Source organism: Microcoleus sp. D2_18a_B4 (assembly GCF_036702475.1).
GTDB lineage: Bacteria > Cyanobacteriota > Cyanobacteriia > Cyanobacteriales > Microcoleaceae > Microcoleus.
Genome location: NZ_JAUBTL010000020.1, coordinates 61,859 through 82,005, shown reverse-complemented (window position 1 = coordinate 82,005; position 20,147 = coordinate 61,859). Strand labels below are relative to the sequence as shown.

13 protein-coding genes and 1 tRNA gene are annotated in these 20,147 nt (G+C 45.9%); 6 read left to right on the top strand and 8 right to left on the bottom strand.

Annotated elements, in window-relative coordinates:
- Window positions 1–20: 20 nt before the first annotated feature.
- The gene (locus QUB04_RS14210) at window positions 21–1,436 is read left to right on the top strand and encodes an NB-ARC domain-containing protein (protein ID WP_333285155.1); all 1,416 of its coding nucleotides are present in this window, start codon (window positions 21–23) and stop codon (window positions 1,434–1,436) included.
- A 281-nt stretch (window positions 1,437–1,717) separates the two neighbouring features.
- The gene (ffh, locus tag QUB04_RS14205; RefSeq protein WP_333166674.1) at window positions 1,718–3,166 is read left to right on the top strand and encodes a signal recognition particle protein; all 1,449 of its coding nucleotides are present in this window, start codon (window positions 1,718–1,720) and stop codon (window positions 3,164–3,166) included.
- A gap of 260 nt (window positions 3,167–3,426) precedes the next feature.
- On the opposite strand, the gene QUB04_RS14200 is transcribed toward ffh, so the two are convergent.
- The 8 genes from QUB04_RS14200 to QUB04_RS14165 form a co-directional block, all read right to left on the bottom strand.
- On the bottom strand, window positions 3,427–5,331 hold the full coding sequence (locus tag QUB04_RS14200; protein WP_333285153.1) for an EAL domain-containing protein: 1,905 nt from the start codon (window positions 5,329–5,331) through the stop codon (window positions 3,427–3,429).
- A 1-nt stretch (window position 5,332) separates the two neighbouring features.
- Window positions 5,333–8,131, bottom strand: a complete 2,799-nt coding sequence (locus tag QUB04_RS14195) for an ATP-binding protein (protein WP_333285152.1) — start codon at window positions 8,129–8,131, stop codon at window positions 5,333–5,335.
- 897 nt (window positions 8,132–9,028) lie between these two features.
- Window positions 9,029–10,228 carry an LPS export ABC transporter periplasmic protein LptC gene (gene lptC / locus QUB04_RS14190; RefSeq protein WP_333285151.1) on the bottom strand — a complete coding sequence of 400 codons (1,200 nt, stop codon included), beginning with the start codon at window positions 10,226–10,228 and terminating at the stop codon, window positions 9,029–9,031.
- A gap of 176 nt (window positions 10,229–10,404) precedes the next feature.
- On the bottom strand, window positions 10,405–11,010 hold the full coding sequence (locus QUB04_RS14185; RefSeq protein ID WP_006631885.1) for a LabA-like NYN domain-containing protein: 606 nt from the start codon (window positions 11,008–11,010) through the stop codon (window positions 10,405–10,407).
- Window positions 11,011–11,115: 105 nt separating this feature from the next.
- Complete coding sequence (gene metG, locus QUB04_RS14180) at window positions 11,116–12,708, bottom strand: methionine--tRNA ligase (RefSeq protein ID WP_333285149.1); 1,593 nt, start codon at window positions 12,706–12,708, stop codon at window positions 11,116–11,118.
- A 642-nt stretch (window positions 12,709–13,350) separates the two neighbouring features.
- Entirely contained in the window at window positions 13,351–14,493 is a 1,143-nt protein-coding gene (gene hrcA / locus QUB04_RS14175) for a heat-inducible transcriptional repressor HrcA (RefSeq protein WP_445301058.1), read from the bottom strand.
- A 301-nt stretch (window positions 14,494–14,794) separates the two neighbouring features.
- Entirely contained in the window at window positions 14,795–15,664 is an 870-nt protein-coding gene (locus QUB04_RS14170) for an alpha/beta hydrolase (RefSeq protein WP_333285145.1), read from the bottom strand.
- A 974-nt stretch (window positions 15,665–16,638) separates the two neighbouring features.
- Complete coding sequence (locus tag QUB04_RS14165; RefSeq protein WP_006631881.1) at window positions 16,639–17,364, bottom strand: hypothetical protein; 726 nt, start codon at window positions 17,362–17,364, stop codon at window positions 16,639–16,641.
- Window positions 17,365–17,512: 148 nt separating this feature from the next.
- Between QUB04_RS14165 and QUB04_RS14160 the strand changes: the two genes are divergently transcribed.
- From QUB04_RS14160 to QUB04_RS14145, 4 genes are all read left to right on the top strand, one after another.
- Window positions 17,513–17,665, top strand: a complete 153-nt coding sequence (locus QUB04_RS14160) for a hypothetical protein (RefSeq protein ID WP_333285144.1) — start codon at window positions 17,513–17,515, stop codon at window positions 17,663–17,665.
- A 205-nt stretch (window positions 17,666–17,870) separates the two neighbouring features.
- Entirely contained in the window at window positions 17,871–18,422 is a 552-nt protein-coding gene (locus QUB04_RS14155; RefSeq protein WP_172187348.1) for a GNAT family N-acetyltransferase, read from the top strand.
- Between the two features lie 426 nt (window positions 18,423–18,848).
- Window positions 18,849–18,922 (top strand) — tRNA-Pro (locus tag QUB04_RS14150).
- 152 nt (window positions 18,923–19,074) lie between these two features.
- Window positions 19,075–19,929: a Tic22 family protein gene (locus tag QUB04_RS14145; protein WP_333285142.1), complete on the top strand. Its 855-nt coding sequence runs from the start codon at window positions 19,075–19,077 to the stop codon at window positions 19,927–19,929.
- Window positions 19,930–20,147: the final 218 nt, after the last annotated feature.

Here is a 20,147-nt window from a genome sequence, read left to right as displayed (position 1 = left end):
CTCCAGCTTCTCCCTAATCTATGGATATTGCCGAAGTTTTGACACTGGCAGATGAGCTAATTTTTGCTAAGACGGGGAAGCATTTAGATTACGTGCAAGAAGCTATTCTGCGGGGAACTTTACAAGACACAACTTACACGCAAATTGCTCAAGAAGTTTACTCAAGTCCAAGTCATGTCAGAAATGTCGGATCACAACTTTGGAAACTACTTTCTAAGGCATTGAAAAAAAATATTACTAAAAACAATTTTAGGACTGTATTAGAAAAGGCAAGTTTTTATAATTATCAATTGGCTATTGTTGAAAATGTAACAGGGGAGAATATAACTGTTAATCATAACGTTAACATTTGTCAGGAAAAAGCCCGATCGCCCAAAACTCCCCAAAACCCCCAACCAACAGCAAAACAGCCCCGCATCGACTTAGGCGACGCACCAGAAATCTCGACATTTTTTGATCGCACATCCGAACTTTCCACCCTCAAACAATGGATTTTGGAAAACCGCACCCGTCTCATCAGCATCTTAGGATTAAGCGGAAGTGGCAAAAGTGCGATCGCCCTCCAACTAATCCAACACATTCAATATGAATTTGACTGTATAATCTGGCGAAGCCTCCGCGACGCGCCACCCCTCCAAACACTCCAAACCGACTTAATTCAATTCTGTAGGGGCGGTGCCCCCGTGCCCGCCCCCGAAGAAAGGGCGATCGCCGCCCCCGAAGAAAGGGCAACCACGGGGGGATTGCCCCTACAATATTTGCGATCGCACCGCTGTCTGATCGTCCTCGATGACGTACAAACAATTTTCAGCAGCCAACAACTAGCAGGAAACTACAAACCAGGCTATGAAAATTATGGCACTTTCTTCAAACAAATAGCCGAATCATGTCACAACAGTTGCATAGTTTTGATTAGTTGGGAAAAACCCAGAGAAATTGCAGCATTAGAAAGCCACCCGAAAAATTGTCAAACCTTGCAACTCAATGGTTTAGGCGAATCCGCGCGAGAAATATTCACAGAAAAAGGTTTACTTGAATCGGAAAACTGGTCAAAATTGATAGACATTTACCGAGGAAATCCCTTGTGGTTAAATACCGTAGCTGCTGCTATTCAAGACTTATTTAGTGGCAAAATTTCTGAATTTTTATCCTATGATAGCCTAGTTTTAGGAGACTTAGAATATTTATTGCACCAACATTTTCAGCGTTTGTCAGACTCCGAAAAACAAGTAATGTCCTGGTTGGCAAATCAAATCAAAGCAGTCGAAATCTCCAAAAAGCCAGCCCTTCTGGAATTATCCCCTTCAGAATTCCTCAAAGCCGTCGAATCCTTGAGACGGAGGTTATTAATCGAAAAAGTCCAAAAGGGCGATCGCACCCTCTTCCAACTCCAACCCGCGATCGCAGAATACATAAAAACCAACATGATCTTATAGCAGTTTTAAGAACAGGCAAGATGCCTGTTCCACAATAGATGAATTTTAGGGCAGCAGTTTTAGGAACAGGCAAGATGCCTGTTCCACAATAGATGAATTTTGTGGCAGCAGTTTTAGGAACAGGCATCTTGCCTGTTCCACAACACATTAATTTGCTTGTGGGGAGTAGGGGTTGGGCTTCTAGCCCGCCCTGAAAGGATTATTCAAAAATTAGCAAAACATTAATCCAAACAGCCCCATTTAGCCTAAAATTAAAAAGACTGACTAGCCAACAATGCCCTATGTTTGAAGCCCTTGCCGATCGACTCGAATCCACCTGGAAAAAACTGCGCGGACAAAATAAAATCTCCGAGTCCAACATCCAAGACGCGCTCAAAGAAGTTCGCCGCGCCCTCCTGGAAGCCGATGTCAACCTCCAAGTCGTCAAAAACTTCATCTCAGAGGTAGCGGCAAAAGCACAAGGCGCAGAAGTCGTTTCAGGCGTCCGTCCCGACCAACAATTCATCAAAATCGTCCACGACGAACTCGTGCGCGTCATGGGGGAAACCAACGTACCCCTCGCCACCGCAGACTCCGGGCCCACAGTGATCCTGATGGCAGGTTTGCAAGGAACCGGGAAAACCACAGCTACCGCCAAACTAGCGCTGCACCTCCGCAAACAAAATCGTACCGCACTGCTAGTCGCAACCGACATTTATCGACCAGCCGCGATCGACCAATTGCTAACCCTCGGCAAACAAATCGACGTACCCGTATTTGAATTAGGCAAAGACATTGACCCCGTAGAAATTGCCCGCCAAGGCATCGAACACGGCAAACAAATCGGCATCGATACCATCATCGTCGATACAGCAGGCCGCCTGCAAATCGACCAAGACATGATGGCAGAATTAGGTCGCATCAAACAAACAGTACAACCCCACGAAACGCTGTTAGTTGTTGATGCCATGACCGGCCAAGAAGCAGCAAATTTAACCCGCACCTTTCACGAACAAATCGGCATTACCGGCGCAATCTTAACCAAATTAGACGGCGACAGCCGCGGCGGTGCAGCCTTATCCGTGCGGCAAATATCCGGCGCGCCGATTAAATTTGTCGGCGTCGGCGAAAAAGTGGAAGCCTTGCAACCATTTTATCCCGATCGCATGGCATCCAGAATACTCGGCATGGGCGATGTCTTGACGCTAGTAGAAAAAGCGCAAGAAGAATTCGACATCGCCGATGCCGAGAAAATGCAAGAGAAAATGCTCACGGCAAAGTTTGACTTTACCGACTTTCTCAAACAAACCAGACTGTTAAAAAATATGGGTTCCCTCGGCGGCATCATGAAAATGATTCCGGGGATGAACAAACTTTCAGACGAACAAATGCGGCAGGGAGAAGTGCAGCTAAAACGCACCGAAGCCATGATTAATTCGATGACAGTTGAAGAACGCCGCAACCCCGAACTTTTAGCAAGTTCTCCATCCCGCCGCCGCCGCATCGGCAAAGGCGCAGGCTACGCAGAAAACGACGTAACTAAGCTGGTGAGCGATTTCCAGAAAATGCGTACAATGATGCAGCAAATGAGTCAAGGCAACTTTACAGGAATGGGAGGATTGCCGGGAATGCCGGGAATGCCCGGAATGGGTGGCCCCGGAATGCAGCCCGGTTCCCGTGGCTATATGGGTGCCCAGCAGAAGAAGAAAAAGAAAAAAGATAAGCCTAAAAAAGGTTTCGGACAGTTGTAGAAAATATCAAAAATATTGCACGATTGTCAAAATTTTGTAGGGGCGGGTTCACCGATCATAATTGCCTAAAACACACAATCTCGTAAACCCGCCCCACCCCGTGCGAAAGTCCTTTAACTTTTTTTTGTTGCCGAGTTCAAGCTAAAAAAAACCGGAATTAAATATGGTACAAACAATTACTCAACATTGAGTTAGCATGATGATGAGAGTAGGCTCTTGGCCCTGTCCCACAAGAGTTTCATAAAATTTGTCGCGGCAAACTAGATGTCAGGCAAGCTTGCTAGCCCTACTTTTAAGCCTAATAATTCGGTTGCCTTTTCGCTGTCTACAGGCTTAGAAAATAAATATCCTTGCCCCAACTCACACCCCAACTCTCGCAGTTTCTGTAGCTGTGTTGGCGTTTCTATGCCTTCTGCCACGATATCCATACCTCGGCTGCGAGCCAGCGTTACAATTGTCTGGATAATTTCTACGCCACTGTTGTCTAACCCAATGCGGCTCACAAAAGAGCGGTCAATCTTTAAGGTATCAATGGGAAACTCGTGTAAGCGGCTTAAAGAAGAGTAGCCCGTGCCAAAGTCGTCGATACACAACATAAGGCCTAGAGCTTTTAGCTGCTTCAACATCTTTTCTTCTCTGGATACAGTTTCCAAAATGCAGCTTTCAGTAATCTCTAGTTTTAGACAGTAACTTGGAAAGCCAGTCTGCTGCAAAATCTCCTCAATTCGATTCAGTAGGTTTGCTTGCTTTAGCTGCACGGGGGAAAGATTGACATTAATCGCCAAGGGAGGTGTGTGGGGAAACTGTTGCTGCCAAATACTGATCTGGTGACAAGCTTCCTGCAAAACAAACCACCCCAGTTCATTGATCAAACCAGTTTCTTCAGCCACAGGGATAAACTCAGCAGGCGGGTAGATTCTGCCAGATGGGTGATGCCAGCGCACCAAAGCTTCAAAGCCACTCAGTTGCCCCGTAGAAAGCGAGACAATTGGCTGGTAGTGAACGCAAAATTCTTGTAGCGCGATCGCCCTTCTCAAGTCGTTCTCCAACTGCAAGCGCGTCATCGCAATAGTTTGCATAGCTGGATCGAAAACTTCGTAACGCCCTCTACCTTGAGCTTTAGCATAATACATTGCGATATCCGCATCTCTGAGCACGTCTTCTGGGCGAGCGTAACCCATTGTGCTAACGATAATTCCAATGCTGATATCGGTAAATACTTCATAATCATTCAAATTAAACGGCTGCCTTAATTGGTTTTGGATGCGTTCAGCCGCCCTGGTTGGTTCATCAATATCTTTAATATCTTCCAGCAATATCACAAATTCATCTCCTCCAAACCGCGCAACTGCATCTGTGTGGCGTAAACAAACTTGCAGTTGACGAGCAACGCTTTTTAGTAATTGATCCCCAACCAAATGTCCGAGGCTATCATTCACTACTTTAAAGCGATCTAGGTCAATAAATAGCACCGCATATACATAATCTTCACGTCTGTACGACAAGTCGATCGCCTGTTGCAGCCGATTCATAAACCAAGCGCGGTTAGGCAACTCCGTTAGCGCGTCGTGAAAAGCATAATGTCCTAATTTTTCTTCTCTTTCCAACAACTGAACTTGAGCCTGTTGAAGCTCGTTGCAGGCTTGTCTAAGTTCAGCCGTTTGAGAAGCCACCCGTTCCTCTAACTCAGAAGTGAGTTTCTGCAAGGCCGCTTCCGCCTCTTTTCGCGCTTCAATTTCCTCTTTGAGAAGCACATTTTGCTCTTCCAGCGTCTTGGTCAAATTTCGCAGTCTCAGGTGTAGTTGCACGCGGGCTAGGACTTCCTCTTGCTGAAAGGGTTTGGTGATATAATCTACTGCTCCCATTGACAGACCTTTAACCTTATCGACGCGATCCGTAAGAGCTGTCATAAAAATCACAGGGATATCTTTCGTTGCCACCGATGCTTTTAAGCGGTAGCAGGTTTCAAAGCCATCCATCCCCGGCATCATCACATCTAACAATATGATATTTGGCGAAACTTCTTGTAACTTCTCAATAGCACTTTCCCCATCCTTAGCTACTAAAACCTTGAAGCCTGACTCCTTCAAAAAATCGAACAGAAGTTTTAGGTTATTCGGGTTATCGTCAACAATTAAAATTACATTGTCTTTTTGGTTGAGCATTTTATTCCCCCAAATGTTTTTTTACAAAAGCTAGTAGTTCTTTTTCTTCAAAATTTTTGGCAAATTGCAAGATTTTATTAGCAAAGGGTAGATAGTTACCGTCTATCTGCTTGAGTCTATTGGCTTCCTGCTCAACCACTTCAATATCGCCGATCCGAGCTGCATTAAACAGCGCTACCAGCTCTGCTGATGGCGGTATCACAAGCTCACCACTCTGAACCTTTAATAAATCAGTGAAACCTTCCTGCTGTGCGATCGCCAAATCCGCAGGTTGGTCGTAAATCCATTCTATTTGTAAGTAATTTTTTAATACTTCTAGCAATTCTTCTACTTGGATAGGCTTTGACAGGAACTCGTTACAACCTGCTTCTTGGCTATTTTGGCGATCGAATTCAAACACGCTGGCGCTGGATGCTATCAATATTACATCCTTAAAGTCTGATGACTTTCGGAAGCGCCGCGACATTTCAAATCCATCCATTACTGGCATCACTAAGTCTGTGATAATCATATCTGGTTGAAAATCACTGGCTTTATTTAAACCCTCTTGTCCATTACAAGCTTCCATGATTTTAAAACCTAGTGGTTCTAAAAAGCTTCTAATAAAACCTCTATTTTCTAATCGATCGTCTACTAACAAAATTTTATTTTTATTCCCTTTAAAACCTGTTAAATTAATTGAAGTCTTTGGCGAAGGTTGAGTAATAAATTCAGATGAGGGATTCAACTCTAAATCAAAAGAAAAAATGCTGCCTTGACCGAGTATACTTTCGACTTTTATTTCGCCTCCCATCAGTTGAACAATTTTCTGTGCGATCGCTAATCCCAACCCAGTGCCTTCTGCCTTCTGCTGGCTATTTCCGACTTGTTCAAACGGTAAAAATATTTTTTCTAACTGTTCTGGTGCCATTCCAATCCCCGTATCTTGGATATGGAAACGAATTTTAGTAAGTTGTGATTGGTCAGAGTCTTCCCCCGTACCTATTACGCCTACCTTAAAAATAACACCTCCTTTTTCTGTAAATTTAATAGCATTTCCCAAAAGGTTAATCAAAACTTGGCGCAGTCGTTTTTCATCAGCATTTACAGCGTTAGGAAGTTGATTTAATACTTGATAACTAAATGTAATTTCTTTTTGTTCAGCTCGGATGCGACACATTTCCACAACCCCGATCAAAAAGGAAGAAAAATTAAAACTTGAGCTGTCAAGTTCCATTTTACTGGCTTCAATTTTAGAAAGGTCTAAAATATCGTTAATCAGCGTGAGTAAGTGCGAACCACACTGGTGAATAATGTGGATAGCATCTTTTTGTTTAGGAGTGGTAGTTTTATCGCGCTCCATAATTTGAGAGTATCCTAGAATTCCGTTCAGGGGTGTGCGAAGTTCATGGCTCATGTTGGCGAGGAATTCGCTCTTGGCATGGTTAGCAGTATCAGCGGCAATTTTTGCCTCTTTTAGCTCACTTGTTCGTTCTTCTACTCGAGTTTCTAGCTCTGAGTTGGTCTTTTCTAAAGCAGCAAAAGACTCGCGCAATTGCTGGGCCATTTGGTTAAAAGATTGAGCGAGAACTCCCAGTTCATTTATCCCATTTACGTCTACTTTTTGGTTTAATTGACCGCTAGCGATCGCTCTACTCGCTTTACTCAAAAGAAAAATAGGATGGGTAATCCAGCGGGAGGCGAGGATTCCTAACAACGTCGCTAGCACTAACGCTAAAATGCAGAGTAGGATAGTGCTACGGGTATTGGCATTGATTTCCTCCATAAAGTCGGCTTCTGGAACGACTACAACAATCAGCCAATCAAGACCTCTACCATCTTGGAAGGGGGATACTTGCACGAATTCCCGCTGACCATCTAGCATGAAGTCTAGTTGCTGGTTGCTGTCAATTTCGGTAAAGTTACCAAAGCGTTCTATTAAATGTTGCGCTGTACCCTCGATCAAAGGTACGCTGCTCTCAATCGCTTTTAATCGTTGCGTTTTTTGGCGATTGTTGCTCTTGATAAATGGCTTCTCGGCGGTGGAAGAAGCCACTAGCAAGCCAGATCGCTCGATGATGAAAGTCTTTCCCGATCTACCAATTTTTAAACTTTGGAGAAAGTCGCTGATTTTTGAGAGAAATAGATCGGTACTTACAACTCCTCTAAAAATGCCATTTTTATCGTAAACAGGTTGGCTAGCGGAGATTCCTAGGCTAGGTTGAATATAATATTGATAAATTTTATTCCATTGGGGTTTGCCTGCAACTTTTGCAGCTTGATACCAGGGTCGAATGCGGGGATCGTAGTCTGGGTGCGTTTCCTTAAACTGAGTCGGGTTGCCCTCTCTATCTACCTTGACGATCGTATTGAGAAAATTAGTAGAGCGATCGGTTATTTCAATAACCACACTGCCATCATCCTTATATCCAGCACCCGCGTATTCTTTTTTTTCCCCTCCAAAACTGATGTAACTAACAGTGGAAAATTGCTTGAGCTGCCAGTAGAAGTAGCTTCTCATAGAACTCATATTGTCTGGATTCCATAATCCAAAGCGGCGAATGGCATCGACGCTGATGGCATTGACCAAATGGGGCGTTTCCAAGTAAGTGTTTAGTTGTTGATTGATGCGGGCGACTACCTCCGTTCGTAATTGGGTAGTAACGTTGTTGACGGCAGTTTTGCCGTTGCGTAGCGAGAGCCAACCTGTCAGTCCCACAGCGGCGAAGATTTGCAGGACGAATGGTACGACTAAGACGAGGCGCAGCGGGATTTTTTGAGGCCTTTTTGCAACTTCGTCCTCACTTGCGATTAGTGTCATGGCGGAGTCATTTTAGTATTTGGATTATTTCAATAACAACAGTCGCTCACCCTTGGTCATTTAAAGCGATCTCTATGGAAATTCTTGATTCCCTCTATATTGAGGACACCTCCATTTACTTGTAGGTCTTGACCTTAATATGAAGTGATCTAAGCATACAATTATATTCAGGGCTTACGCACTATACGGTCTGAAACCCAGAGCCATCCTGACCCCCAGAGCCACCCTTAATAAGGGGGGAACCACTCCCGGGGGACACCGCTTCAAAAAAGGGGGAACCGCTGCCGGGAGCCAATTGAAAGCCCCTTGGTCAATGCGTTTGGGGGATTTATGCGTAAGTCCTAATACTGTAGAGTGCATAGTGCCTAAATCAACCCTAAACTCAACATTGCCATTAGTTCAGGTTGAATCAGATGCGAAGCTGAAAAAGATTTGGCTGCACGGGCTCGCCGGAAACGCAGCGGGCTGAGCGAGATAGCGTTGAAATCCGCTGTTTGGCAGTTTCGTTTTTTCTTCCAGGCACACGTCTAATATCATTTCCGGTTACACTCATACATGATGTTGACGGTTGACGGTTGACTGTTGACTGTTGACTGTTGACGCCGTGAACAGTGAACAGTCAACAGTGAACAGTGAACAGTGAACTCGGATTTACTATTCCGATGCTAACGGATTTGATATAATCTCCAACACCCCATCTAAAAACGACAGCCGCACCCCCGGACACGAGAGAAGCGGTTCAACAGCCTTAAACCCTCTCCAACTTAATCCGTCAATTAAGATAGGTTCATCAAGCCTTTCTAAAGTTGTTTCTAAAGTTGTTGTTATCCCAACCCCTGCTTACTCAATCTAATCTTAATTAGATTTGCGTTTATGGGCGCTCATCTGCGATCGCAATTATTGCTGTCCCAAAGTTCCCTTATACTCGTCCGGTACAAATTCCGTAACCACTTGGCCGCCGCCACCGTCGCCTTTGACAATCACAGTTTGATTTTTCAACTCTCCCGCCGCCCTCGGCCCTGTCAAATTAAACACCGGATTTAGCTGCCGATATACCACATTTCCTTCTGCATCAAAAGTCTGGTTAGTTAAATACCACGTTACGCGATCGGTATTTAATTGAGCTTGACGTTTTTCCCCAATTCCTACCACATTTCCCGTCAAATAAAAAACTTTTTTCTCTAAATCTCCCCGCCCCGTATCCCCAGTCATCGTCACCTTTTCTACGCGGTGAAAAACCTTCACAGGTCCAGGCGATACCACAGATTGCGCCGGAAAATTCCAACTCATCAAACTGCTTTCTATTTGCAGCGGCGGGTCTGATGGCATCAACTGAGCGTTTTTTGTCAGCGTCGCAATCTTGGTTTTTAAGTCTACATCTACTTGGTCGGCAAAACCGCTGTCTGTGACTATTTTATCTTTGTATCTGTCAATTTGAGTCGGTTTGGCGCTGTTTACCTTTTGTTGATCCACAAACCACACTAAGTGTTCGGTTCGCAATTGCAAAGCCGGATCTTTAACATTCGCCACCACAGAACCGAATAACTCCATCCTCTTAGCCCTACTGAAAACCCGCGCTTCCTTCGCTGAAGCCGTCACCTGTTTGTTCTCTCCCGTCAAATTATTGCGGACAACTAAAACATCTTCCTTCGGCCGCCACTCCAACTCATTTCCCCGCAATACCACTCCATTTTTCAGGTCTTTAGCGACTATGTTACCTTTGAGAAAAACCTGATTTCCTTCCTGAAATACCTGCCCGGTTTCTCCCTGAATATCGTAAATTTCTTTGCCGTCCTGAAACAATTTGCCCACTGGTTTCTGAACGTTAACTATCTTTTTGTCTTTGCTGTAAACGGCATTTTGCGAGTTTACTTTCCAGAACGTCTCGCCCTTTTCGTTTGCTTGTTCTAGGGTTACTTTGTTTAAAGTTAAAGTGCTGTTTGACTGTTGAGCAGTTTTGAGATCCTCAGCTAATTTGTTTTTTTGAGTCTCTTGCGGAACCGCACAAGCACCAATCCCCAAAATCAGTGCTGCTAAAAATAGCAGCATCAATTTTGGGGATTTGAAATTGGGAAGTGGGGATTTGAGATTAATCATTGGTTATTGGGAATTGGGAATTGGTAATTGGTAATTAATAATTGGCTCTTGAAAAACACTTAATCAAAAATTAAAAATGTGTCATGTTTGGTCTAAATTTTTAACTTTTAATTCTCAATGATTCAACCCATTAACCATCACCCATTACCCGTTACCCATTACCCATTACCACATCCCTATCTGTCGTCGTGTTCCTCCATCAAGCTCAGACCCGACAAAGGGCGGTAAGCATAATTAGGGCGCGATGTTTTTTGGATGTCGTCCTTAATCATTTCCAAATCGATATAGCGATCGGCTACATTAATCAAACTGTCGCTCGTCATCGATCGCAAACTCACCACCTCAACCCGCACACCGCGATAGCTCACAGCGTCTACAGCATAAGCCAAATCGCCGTCACCGCTCACCAGTACCGCCGTGTCGTAAGACCCCACTAAAGCCATCATATCCACAGCGATTTCTACATCCAAATTCGCCTTCTTAGAACCATCTGGCAACTGTACCAAATCCTTAGAAATCACGCGGTAGCCGTTGCGGCGCATCCACAGCAAAAACCCCTGCTGTTTCTCGTTAGTGCGATCGACACCCGTGTAGAAGAAAGAGCGCAGCAGCCGCGATCCCGCAGTTAAACGGCACAGCAGCTTAGTGTAATCAATCTCAATTCCTAACTGCAAAGCCGCGTAAAAAAGGTTAGAACCGTCAATAAAAATTGCCACTCTACCCCGATTTTCTAGAACCTGTTCCGGCGTAAAAAGGTCGTTGCTTTCTATTCTATTCAACATGATTGTTATGCCTCGATTTTTATGAAAGATTGGTAAGGAAATAACTGCTAATTCGTAGTCTGTCATAACACCCAGAGCGCTGGCTGCCAACTATGAAGGTACTGTTTACAGCAGCTCGATCCGCTTAAAAACAGGTTGGGGTTCCCCCAGAGTTTGGTTTGCAGGCAAAGCGCCCCAGGCAGCATGAGCTGCAAAATTCGCTAAAGTGTTAACTGTAACTCGATCGTTAAAGTCAATTGAAAAACCTAGCTGTTGATAGATAGCGTTGCTGATATTGGGAATAATCGGCGATAAAAGGTAAGATGCTAGTCTAACAGATTCCAGAACAGAATATAGCACCTGTTCGACACTTTCGAGCTGTCCCTGCTTGTACAAACTCCAAGGTGCTTGCACGTCAATAAACTTGTTCCCGGCTCGCACTAATGCAAGCACGGCTTCGCAAGCCTTGCTAAAAGCCAACTCTTCGTAAAAACCCGCTACTCGATCGCCCAAATCCAGGCTCATAGCCTTGAGAAGGTTGTCGCCCTCAATGTTTTCTCCCAACACATTTGGTACGCAGGCACCGCAATATTTGCGAGCCATGTTTAACGTGCGGTTAAGCAAATTTCCCAAATCATTTGCTAGCTCAGCATTCAATATATTGATAAACCGAGTTTCGTTAAAATCGCCGTCCTCTCCGAACTCAATTTCTTTGAGGAAATAGTAACGTACTGCATCAGCGCCGTATTTGTTGACCAATTCGACAGGGTTTAAAGTATTACCCTCCGTTTTCCCCATTTTTTTGCCGTCTTTGGTCAAAAACCCGTGTGCGAAGACGCGACCCGGCACCTGCAGATTCGCTGACATCAGCATTGCCGGCCAGTAAACTGCGTGGAAGCGAAGAATATCTTTGCCGATCAAATGCAAGTCAACCGGCCACCATTTAGATAAAGCATTCTCCAACATCGGGTCGCTGTCCGGATCTAGCAATGCCGTGACGTATCCCAGCAAAGCGTCAAACCAGACGTAGATGCTGTGACTGGGGTCAACTGGCATTGGCAGACCCCATTCGAGATTCACTCTAGAAATCGAAAAGTCTTGCAGTCCAGAGTTGACGAAACTGAGAACTTCGTTGCGTCGGCTTTCCGGCGCGATGAAGTCGGGACGTTCTGCGTACAAGGCCAGCAGTTGGTCTTGATACCGCGACAGACGGAAAAAGTAATTTTCCTCGTCGCGCCACTCCACTTCCTTGCTGGTGTGGACAGAACACCGATTTCCCGGCAACAATTCCCGTTCATCCTTGAATTCTTCACAGGAGACGCAGTACCAGCCTTGTTGCTGGTTCAAGTAGATGTCGCCGGAGTTCCAGACGCGCTGGAAAAATTCTTTGACAATGTACTCGTGGCGCCGCGAAGTTGTGCGGATGAAGCGATCGTACTGGATGTCGAGTTGCTCCCACAGCGCCTCAAACGCAGGAACTACTGAATCGCAGTGAGCTTGGGGCGATCGTCCCAAACTCTCGGCTGTCCGCTGAATTTTCTGCCCGTGTTCGTCCGTCCCCGTAACCAGCAAAACAGATTTGCCCCGCAGCCGCTCAAATCGGGCTAGGGCATCCGCAGCCATAGTCGTATAAGCGCTGCCAACGTGAGGTAAATCGTTTACATAATACAGAGGCGTTGTAATCGCAAAGGTATTCTTAGTTTTATCGGTCGATTTCATTGAATGCTAAAAGAAAATTCCCTAAATTTCGTTTCGATCTTAACTCAGCGGTTAAATTTTTTATGGAGTGGCAATCAAGCCAAATTCACTGCAAGTTATTTGCAATTGTCTAACCCGGGCTATTCCCAAAAGAAATATTGCTTTCATATCAACACTAATCTTTTTTAGTTGTTTTTGACCAACTCTCTAAAATGTCTTAATATTTTGACATTCTGCTGCCTTGGGAAGCGACGCTCCTGGGGTACGCGCCTCCTCTATTCATTGGTCGTAGCCGCATCCCTAGAGCGGGTTTAGCAGCCCACCCGGTTGGCAACAAAACTCGTCAGTTGGGCTGCTAAACCCGCCGTTCGACTAACGCTCCGCGATCACTTTCTGTGAATGCCCGATCGCTCACCATCGCCATCTCTTTCTCGCGATCGCTGGAAAGTCGATCGCCCGCCACTCCTGCCACTTTCCAAGCCGCTCATGGACGCAGAAACCGGGTTATTTAGGAAACTCTCTTGTCAAGCGCGATGCTTTACTTTCTTGGCCCAAGAAGAGTATAAAAGCCTAGGTTTTTTATCACAAAACCAGGTTTTTAAAGGTTGCGAGTACATCCACAGACAATAAAACCCCAAGCCAGTTAAGCTTGGAGCTATCAAATTAGGGTGCATCTAACAACGGATTATCCGATCGCCCTCGATCGCCATCAGGAAAACTCACTCGATTTCCGCCAATAGCTTCTGACAAATAATCCGCCGCAGCTTCCACCACCGCGATCGCATTTTCGTAAACCATCCGCGTCGGCCCCAAAACCCCAACACTACCCACCGGCACTGATCCCCGGCGGTAAGTCGAAGAAATCAGAGTACAGCCACGAATTGGTTCTAAAGAATTTTCCGAACCAATACGCACCGTTACCCGCTTGCCGGGGATGTCCAACTCAGGCGATTCAAAAATCAAAGGCCAAAGCAGTTCTTGCTCTTGTTCGAGCAGTTGCACCAGGGTTTGAACTTGCTGCAACTGCGAAAACTCAGGCAAGCGCAGCGCTTCTGCTAAACCGCCGATCAGAATCCGCGTGTAGGTTGGATTGGTTTGGCGGCTGCTCAAAGCAGTCAGCATGGTTTCCATCCACTCAGCGTACAGCTCAAAGTCCCGGTCTAACTCGCTCCAGTCTACAGCCGAGAGTTCCGAGAGCGATCGTCCCCGCAACTTGCTGTTCAAAAAATTCGACAAAATCTGCAATTGGCGATCGACAATTTCGGCATCAGGCCTGTTACCTTCTGCGTCTGAAGGCAACTGCACCAAAACCGACTGAGTTTCGTAGGCATCCGTCACCACGATCAGCATCACCTTTCCCTGCTCTAGCTGCACCAGTTGCAAGTGGCGCAAGCAAGCCATATTGGTTTGCGGTATGGTGATCATTGCTATGTAACCGCTGATAGTTGCCAGGATTTGAGCAGCGCCACGGAGTGCGGCGTCCATGCGACCATCCGACCAATTGAGCTGGTCTAGTACCTGTTCCACCTTGCGGGCCAGCGTATCAGACGGCTGAATCAACTGGTCTACATAAATCCGGTAGCCGGAGTCAGAGGGGACTCGTCCGGCAGAAGTGTGGGGCTGATAAAGCAGTCCAGCTTTTTCAAGAGTCCCCATCGCATTGCGAATTGTAGCTGGGCTGACGCTGAGGTTGAATTCGTCAGCCAAAGCTTTTGAGCCAACGGGTTCCGCTGTTGCTATGTAGTGGCGAACCGTTGCCCAAAGGATGTGTTGTTGCCGATCGGTGAGGTTAACGCGCACAGATATTTAAGCAGAATTAGAATTTAGAGTTGAAAGCCACTATTTAATCGAAACGTCTGTCCCAAGAGGGCGATCGGGCAGAGTTATCTATTTAAGATAACAGATTTAGGCGAAGGAAGTTCAGCAACAGATTGTGTACGGGATTTTACGGATTGTGTACGTGATTTTACGGAGCGATGTTGAGGGAATGAACAGGGAAAAATGTTTTAACTTTTAACTTGTAACTTTCTATTTGGGAAGCTTCGCTTCCCCGAACCGGATATCTGCCCAATGCCCCATTCCTTGGTTTCGCTTTACGCAATGCCCTTTAAGTGTGTTGTTTAAGAATATTTTGCAGGTAACTAGCCACTGCATCCGGCTGTTCCACCATTGCCAAATGGCCACAATCGGGAAGCTGAAGGACATTCTCGCCACAACCTTGGAACATCCAGTGAAAGCTAGCCAAATGCAGCACGTATTTTGGTTGCATAATTTTGTCTTTAGTACCGGCAATAAAATAAACAGGCTGCTTGAGTTGGGACACAATTTGTGGCAAGAGGTGAATCTGGGCTTCTGTGGTGGAGTCCAACAAAGCCCCCAAAGCTGCCTCTGGATGAGCTCCCACGAAATCTATTAAGCGCTGCCGTCCCCAGGATCTGCCGATCGAGCGGGCTACAGAATCGCGGGCAAACACGTAATCTGCTAACGGCAAGCGAGGCAGCCAGCCGGGACGCATTGTCACTAGCTGCTTGCCGACCGATCGAAACCGCTCGAATTCTTCCTTAAGATAGATGCCGCCCCCTGCATTGATGCAAACCACGCCTTTAACGCGATCGGAGAATTTGCTGGCTCCCCAAAGGGCGATCGTACCGCCGAGAGAGTGTCCCACCAGCCAAGCAGAAGATATATCGAGTTTTTCGAGTAAAATTTCCAAATCGCGAGCGTAAGCTACGGGAGTGTAGCAGGAATTTAGCGGTTCGGAATGCCCGCGATCAACCCCACCGTCCGATTGAGAATCGCCAAACCCCCGCAAATCGTAGGTAAGGCACTGATAGTTTGATGCCAAGCGATCGGTCAAAGGTTGCCAGTAGTGGCGGCTTAACAGCCAGCCGTGGACAAATACCAGAACCGGGGAAGTTGCAGTCGGAGCCGTCAAATCGTAAGCGTGCCGAACCCCTAGGATGTCGATTGTTGCCATACTTTTATCCTACCCGCTCCATAAGACCGATGTAAACCTATGTATAGCCTTTCTCAGAAAGAGGGAGTACGCCGAAACCCTGTGTTCTCAAGTTTTTTCAGTTGAATTGTTTACCTCATCTACCCAAGAATCGCTATAAGTAAGCCAAAAATACTCAACTTTATCGATTTACCGCATACTTCCTGCTGCAACACGCGGTTTTAAGTTGACGCTACAAGATTTTTGTCCACTGCACGGGCAATATTGGCATAGCTTGCCCTTTTATGCGATCGGTCTAGAATAAATATTCCTTCAAACCAGCTTTCTATATTTTTTGCAGTATTCAAATTTCTGTCTGCTGTATGAGCGCAATTGCGACATAAATCAACGCGATTTTTTAAGGGTCTTTTGCGGCAATAAATTTTCCAAACTTAGCCGATTTGAAAGTTGTCAACCCTCGGTATTCCAGTGTCAAATTAGATATTTTTTTGTAGGATAGTTACAAACAAATTAAATTCGTACCTCCTACCTTCAACTATTAAACCAACTAAATTGTTAGCATTCAACAATTATTTAATCTCTTAATTCTCTAGCTAGCGTTACCTATCCCTAGTTTTGGGCGAGGTGAGACGTAATTTTATGGAGCGCATTTTTGCGGATATTTGCGACTTTTGCGTGTAGTCCCGCGAGCTTATTTAAGTAAGTAGGCGCTGTAAAACTTAAAAAGCTTGACAACATCGTTTCGGCGTGTCCCATGTTTATGAAAACCGCTAAGCTGTTGCACATTTAAACTGTGAACTAAAATTTGATAAAGTTCGTGTGGGGTTAGCCAGAAATCCCGCACAAAAAATACGATTTAGATGCAGAACAGCTTATCTACACTCGCTTGTAGGAACAATGTTGCCGAGCTTTTTATCCTATCTCACTGGAAAACTTCTGCAAACTAATGTCTACTTATAGAAATCTAGTTATTTAGGGAGGATCGGCAGCTTGCCCTAAAATCGCTCGCCCAGCAATCTTTGTCGCACCCCCTCAGCGATTTTCTGCCCCAGATATTCGGGAATTAAACTTTCATTGGGGCCCAACAAATAGAGAATCAGGCGAGTTCGCCCCCGCCAAACCAGCAAATTAGCATTTACGACCAACAAATCCTCTTGCCAGATGGCATACATAACTTTGTAAAAAAGTCCAGGTTGATTATCTGCTTCAATCAGCAAAGCTGGCAAGTGGAAAACTGGATCGACGTAGAATTCAGTTGCCACATCTTCTAAACCCGCGTCTAAATTAAATTCCACCGCCAACATCTCTTCAACCTCAAAATGTCCCGCCAATGCCTCTCGAACCGCCCTACAGACGTTTTCTGCTGTTTTATCTGCCAGTACCTTGCCACCGCGAGATACGACCAATTTGATAAATACCAGCATCGGCGGGTAAATTTGACCGTACAGACTCAGACTGTGAATTGTCAGTCCGTAGGCCGCGAGCACTCCAAAAATATCGCTCAATAGAAAAGACTGGTTCCGGTAAGCAAAATGCAGGGCACTTTTGTTACCTTCGGCTCGGATTTCGATGACTGCTTGCCGAGTTTTGTAAAGCTGGTAAGCTAATTTGAGGTTTTGCAACTGGATTTCGCTGCTGACAAATTGCTCATAAAACTGCGGAAACGCTCGGTTAAAGCGCTTGAGAAGTTCTAGTGTGGATGGTTTTAAACCCGAAGCCATAATTGAGGAGAAGGTGCGGGAGATATACTGGTATTGACTCTTCCATGCCTTATGGCAATGGGATTTTCGATTCGACGATTCGACTTAAATTGTGCCCGTCTCCTCACTAAAAGCAAAACTCAAATCTGTCTGAGAACTTATCACGAGAATGTCACGTTGCGCCATTCCAGTGGTATTTTCCACCAAGGGTATAAGTTCCGGCGCGATCGGCGGCACTCAAAAGAAGCATTTCCCAATATGCCTCTGTCCTGGTTCGGCAACAAATTTTACCTTAAAAGCGGGTTGTGCGGGCACTGGCTAGCAGAACAGTTCTACCAAACTTGACAGAATCAAAAAAGCGCAGACTCAATGTTGGACGACAAATCCCTGTTTTCGGCGTAAGATGAGTGTACCGTAAACTGTTCCTCAAGAGGCTACCGGCAATTGATCCTACGCCGATCGGAGTGGGTTTATCTGTCTGGTTCTCTTTCTCGTCGTCCAACTTCTACTACCTTAACCGCGCCTGCATGGGTTTTTGGAAAAACTTATTTAGTAGTTCTGAGTCTGCCTCTGTACCCCAAACAGCGGATTTTGAGGAAGATGTGGCTGTTGGGTTAGGCGATCCGCTTTCCCCAACGTTTCGCAAGCCCGCCAGCGGAAACGCTCGCATCTTTTTCAGTTGCGATCGGGACATTGACCTCTACGAACTCGAAGAACTTTGTAATGCAGTGGGTTGGTCCCGCCGTCCCCTGCGTAAAGTCAAAAAAGCTATTCAGCACAGCTTCCTAGTCGTCTCTATGTGGGAGATGCGGGGCAGCCAGCGACGGCTGGTGGGTTTCGCCAGAGCGACTTCAGACCATGCTTTTAATGCCACGCTTTGGGATGTGGTAGTTCATCCTGACTACCAGGGCAAAGGCATGGGCAAGGCGCTGATGAAATACATCATTAAAAAACTCCGCAGTGAAGATATCAGCAACATTACCTTATTTGCTGACCCTCAAGTGGTGGATTTTTACCGCAATTTGGGCTTTATGTCCGATCCAGAGGGGATTAAAGGTATGTTTTGGTATCCAGATTAGCGAGCGAGGTGCATGTCGGCGTTGATTTGTTGAGGATATACAATAAGCTGTTCTACATTTAAATTGTCTGTTAAAAAACAATCAAGGTCTTGTGGGGTGGGCGTCCCGCCCGCCCTGAATATACAATTTAAATGCGCGACAGCTTACAATATTGACGCTGACAACACCGAATGCACCTGTACCCTGCGGTCAGTTACGCGTGGATGTATCTCGCCATCAGGGCCGTTATGAAGCTGTGCAAGTATTGTCAGTCGATTTGAGCAGAGCACGATAGGAGTCAGGGGCTGGTATAGGTTTTTGGGTGGGGTCAAACCGCACAACCTGAAAAAACTTCGCCTTAGCTGCATGGAGAGCTAAATATTTAAAAAAGCTTGACAAGCTAGCGGTTTTGTGCGTTAATTGTTAGAGGTTAGCTAACTATAACACCGGGATGTAGCGCAGCTTGGTAGCGCGCCTGCTTTGGGAGCAGGATGTCGCAGGTTCAAATCCTGTCATCCCGATCGCACAATGTTAAATAATAGATTGAAGCAGAACTGTCTCTGATGTTTACATTTCGTCAAAATGAAAACAAATTGAGGCAGTTTTTGCCGATCGTGTTAAGTCGCCAGTCTTTGCGTTAATGTGTTTCAGGATCGCTCCTGATGGAAAAAACATGAAATCATTAGTTCGTTTGGGCGCAATATTGGGAATTGTCGGCTGCACTCTGCTGGGCCCCTCCCCAATTGGCAAGATGTCTGCACTGGCACTGCCGGAGCCGCAAATTTTGGAAAAATTGCGCTCGGTGCCGGTATTTACGATTACAGACGCTCAGGGTGCGCCCCTGATCGCTTCTGTTCCCAAGCAGGGTCAGGGTCAAACTGGTAATGCTTCCGTGGCGGGAATTTTCATCAGCCAGAAAGACGCTCAAGCTTTTGTCGATCAACTGAAAACCAGAAATCCTCAGTTGGCGGCCACGGTGCGCGTGATGCCCGTGTCGCTGGGGGAAATTTATCAGCTCACTCAAGCAAATAAAGGCAAGCCGGAGGAAGTGCAATTTGCTTTCGTTCCGGCGCAGCAGCAGGTGCAGTCGGCTAAAACTGTACTTCAGCAGACTGGTCAACAAGTTAACGAGTTCAACGGTGTACCTCTATTTTTGGCAAGAGGCGGCGCCGAAAATGGTTATTTGACGATTCAGCGGGGTCAGCAAGAGGTGATTCCCTTGTTTTTTAACAAGGAGGATTTACAGGGAATGGTCGATCGTTTTAAGCAGCAGCAGCCGAACGTGACTGCCACAATTAAGATTGAGGTGGTGAACTTGGAGAGCGTTTTGGAAGCTTTGCGTACTGAGAACGACCCGTTTTTGACCCAAATGATGTTGATTCCCTCGCGGGAGTCGTTGGAATTTGTGCGATCACTCCAACCTGCCGGTGCGGGCCAAAATCCACAGGTTGCTCCAGCTCCAGCTCGGCCGGCTCCAGCCTCTCCGGCTCCAGCTCGGCCGGCTCCAGCTCCGGCTCCAGCTCGCTAATAGTTAGTCAGTTGACAGTTGACAGTTGACAGTTGACAGTTGACAGTTAACTGTTGACTGTTGACTGTTGACCACGAATTTCAAAGGTGGTATCCGCCACGTGATTTATCCGTGGAATCAATCCAAAATCGAAAATCGAAAATCCTCAAGCCCCCGCATTTATCCGTGGGGTCGCCTCTAAAATCGAAAATCGAAAATCGAAAATCGATTGACTGTTG

Coding starts and splice junctions, on each gene's coding strand:
- ffh (WP_333166674.1), top strand. CDS start 1,718: ATGTTTGAAGCCCTTGCCGATCGACTCGAATCCACCTGGAAAAAACTG.
- lptC (WP_333285151.1), bottom strand. CDS start 10,228: ATGATTAATCTCAAATCCCCACTTCCCAATTTCAAATCCCCAAAATTG.
- QUB04_RS14170 (WP_333285145.1), bottom strand. CDS start 15,664: ATGGCAACAATCGACATCCTAGGGGTTCGGCACGCTTACGATTTGACG.
- QUB04_RS14200 (WP_333285153.1), bottom strand. CDS start 5,331: ATGCTCAACCAAAAAGACAATGTAATTTTAATTGTTGACGATAACCCG.
- QUB04_RS14155 (WP_172187348.1), top strand. CDS start 17,871: ATGGGTTTTTGGAAAAACTTATTTAGTAGTTCTGAGTCTGCCTCTGTA.
- QUB04_RS14160 (WP_333285144.1), top strand. CDS start 17,513: ATGTCACGTTGCGCCATTCCAGTGGTATTTTCCACCAAGGGTATAAGT.
- QUB04_RS14165 (WP_006631881.1), bottom strand. CDS start 17,364: ATGGCTTCGGGTTTAAAACCATCCACACTAGAACTTCTCAAGCGCTTT.
- metG (WP_333285149.1), bottom strand. CDS start 12,708: ATGAAATCGACCGATAAAACTAAGAATACCTTTGCGATTACAACGCCT.
- QUB04_RS14145 (WP_333285142.1), top strand. CDS start 19,075: ATGAAATCATTAGTTCGTTTGGGCGCAATATTGGGAATTGTCGGCTGC.
- QUB04_RS14210 (WP_333285155.1), top strand. CDS start 21: ATGGATATTGCCGAAGTTTTGACACTGGCAGATGAGCTAATTTTTGCT.
- QUB04_RS14185 (WP_006631885.1), bottom strand. CDS start 11,010: ATGTTGAATAGAATAGAAAGCAACGACCTTTTTACGCCGGAACAGGTT.
- QUB04_RS14195 (WP_333285152.1), bottom strand. CDS start 8,131: ATGACACTAATCGCAAGTGAGGACGAAGTTGCAAAAAGGCCTCAAAAA.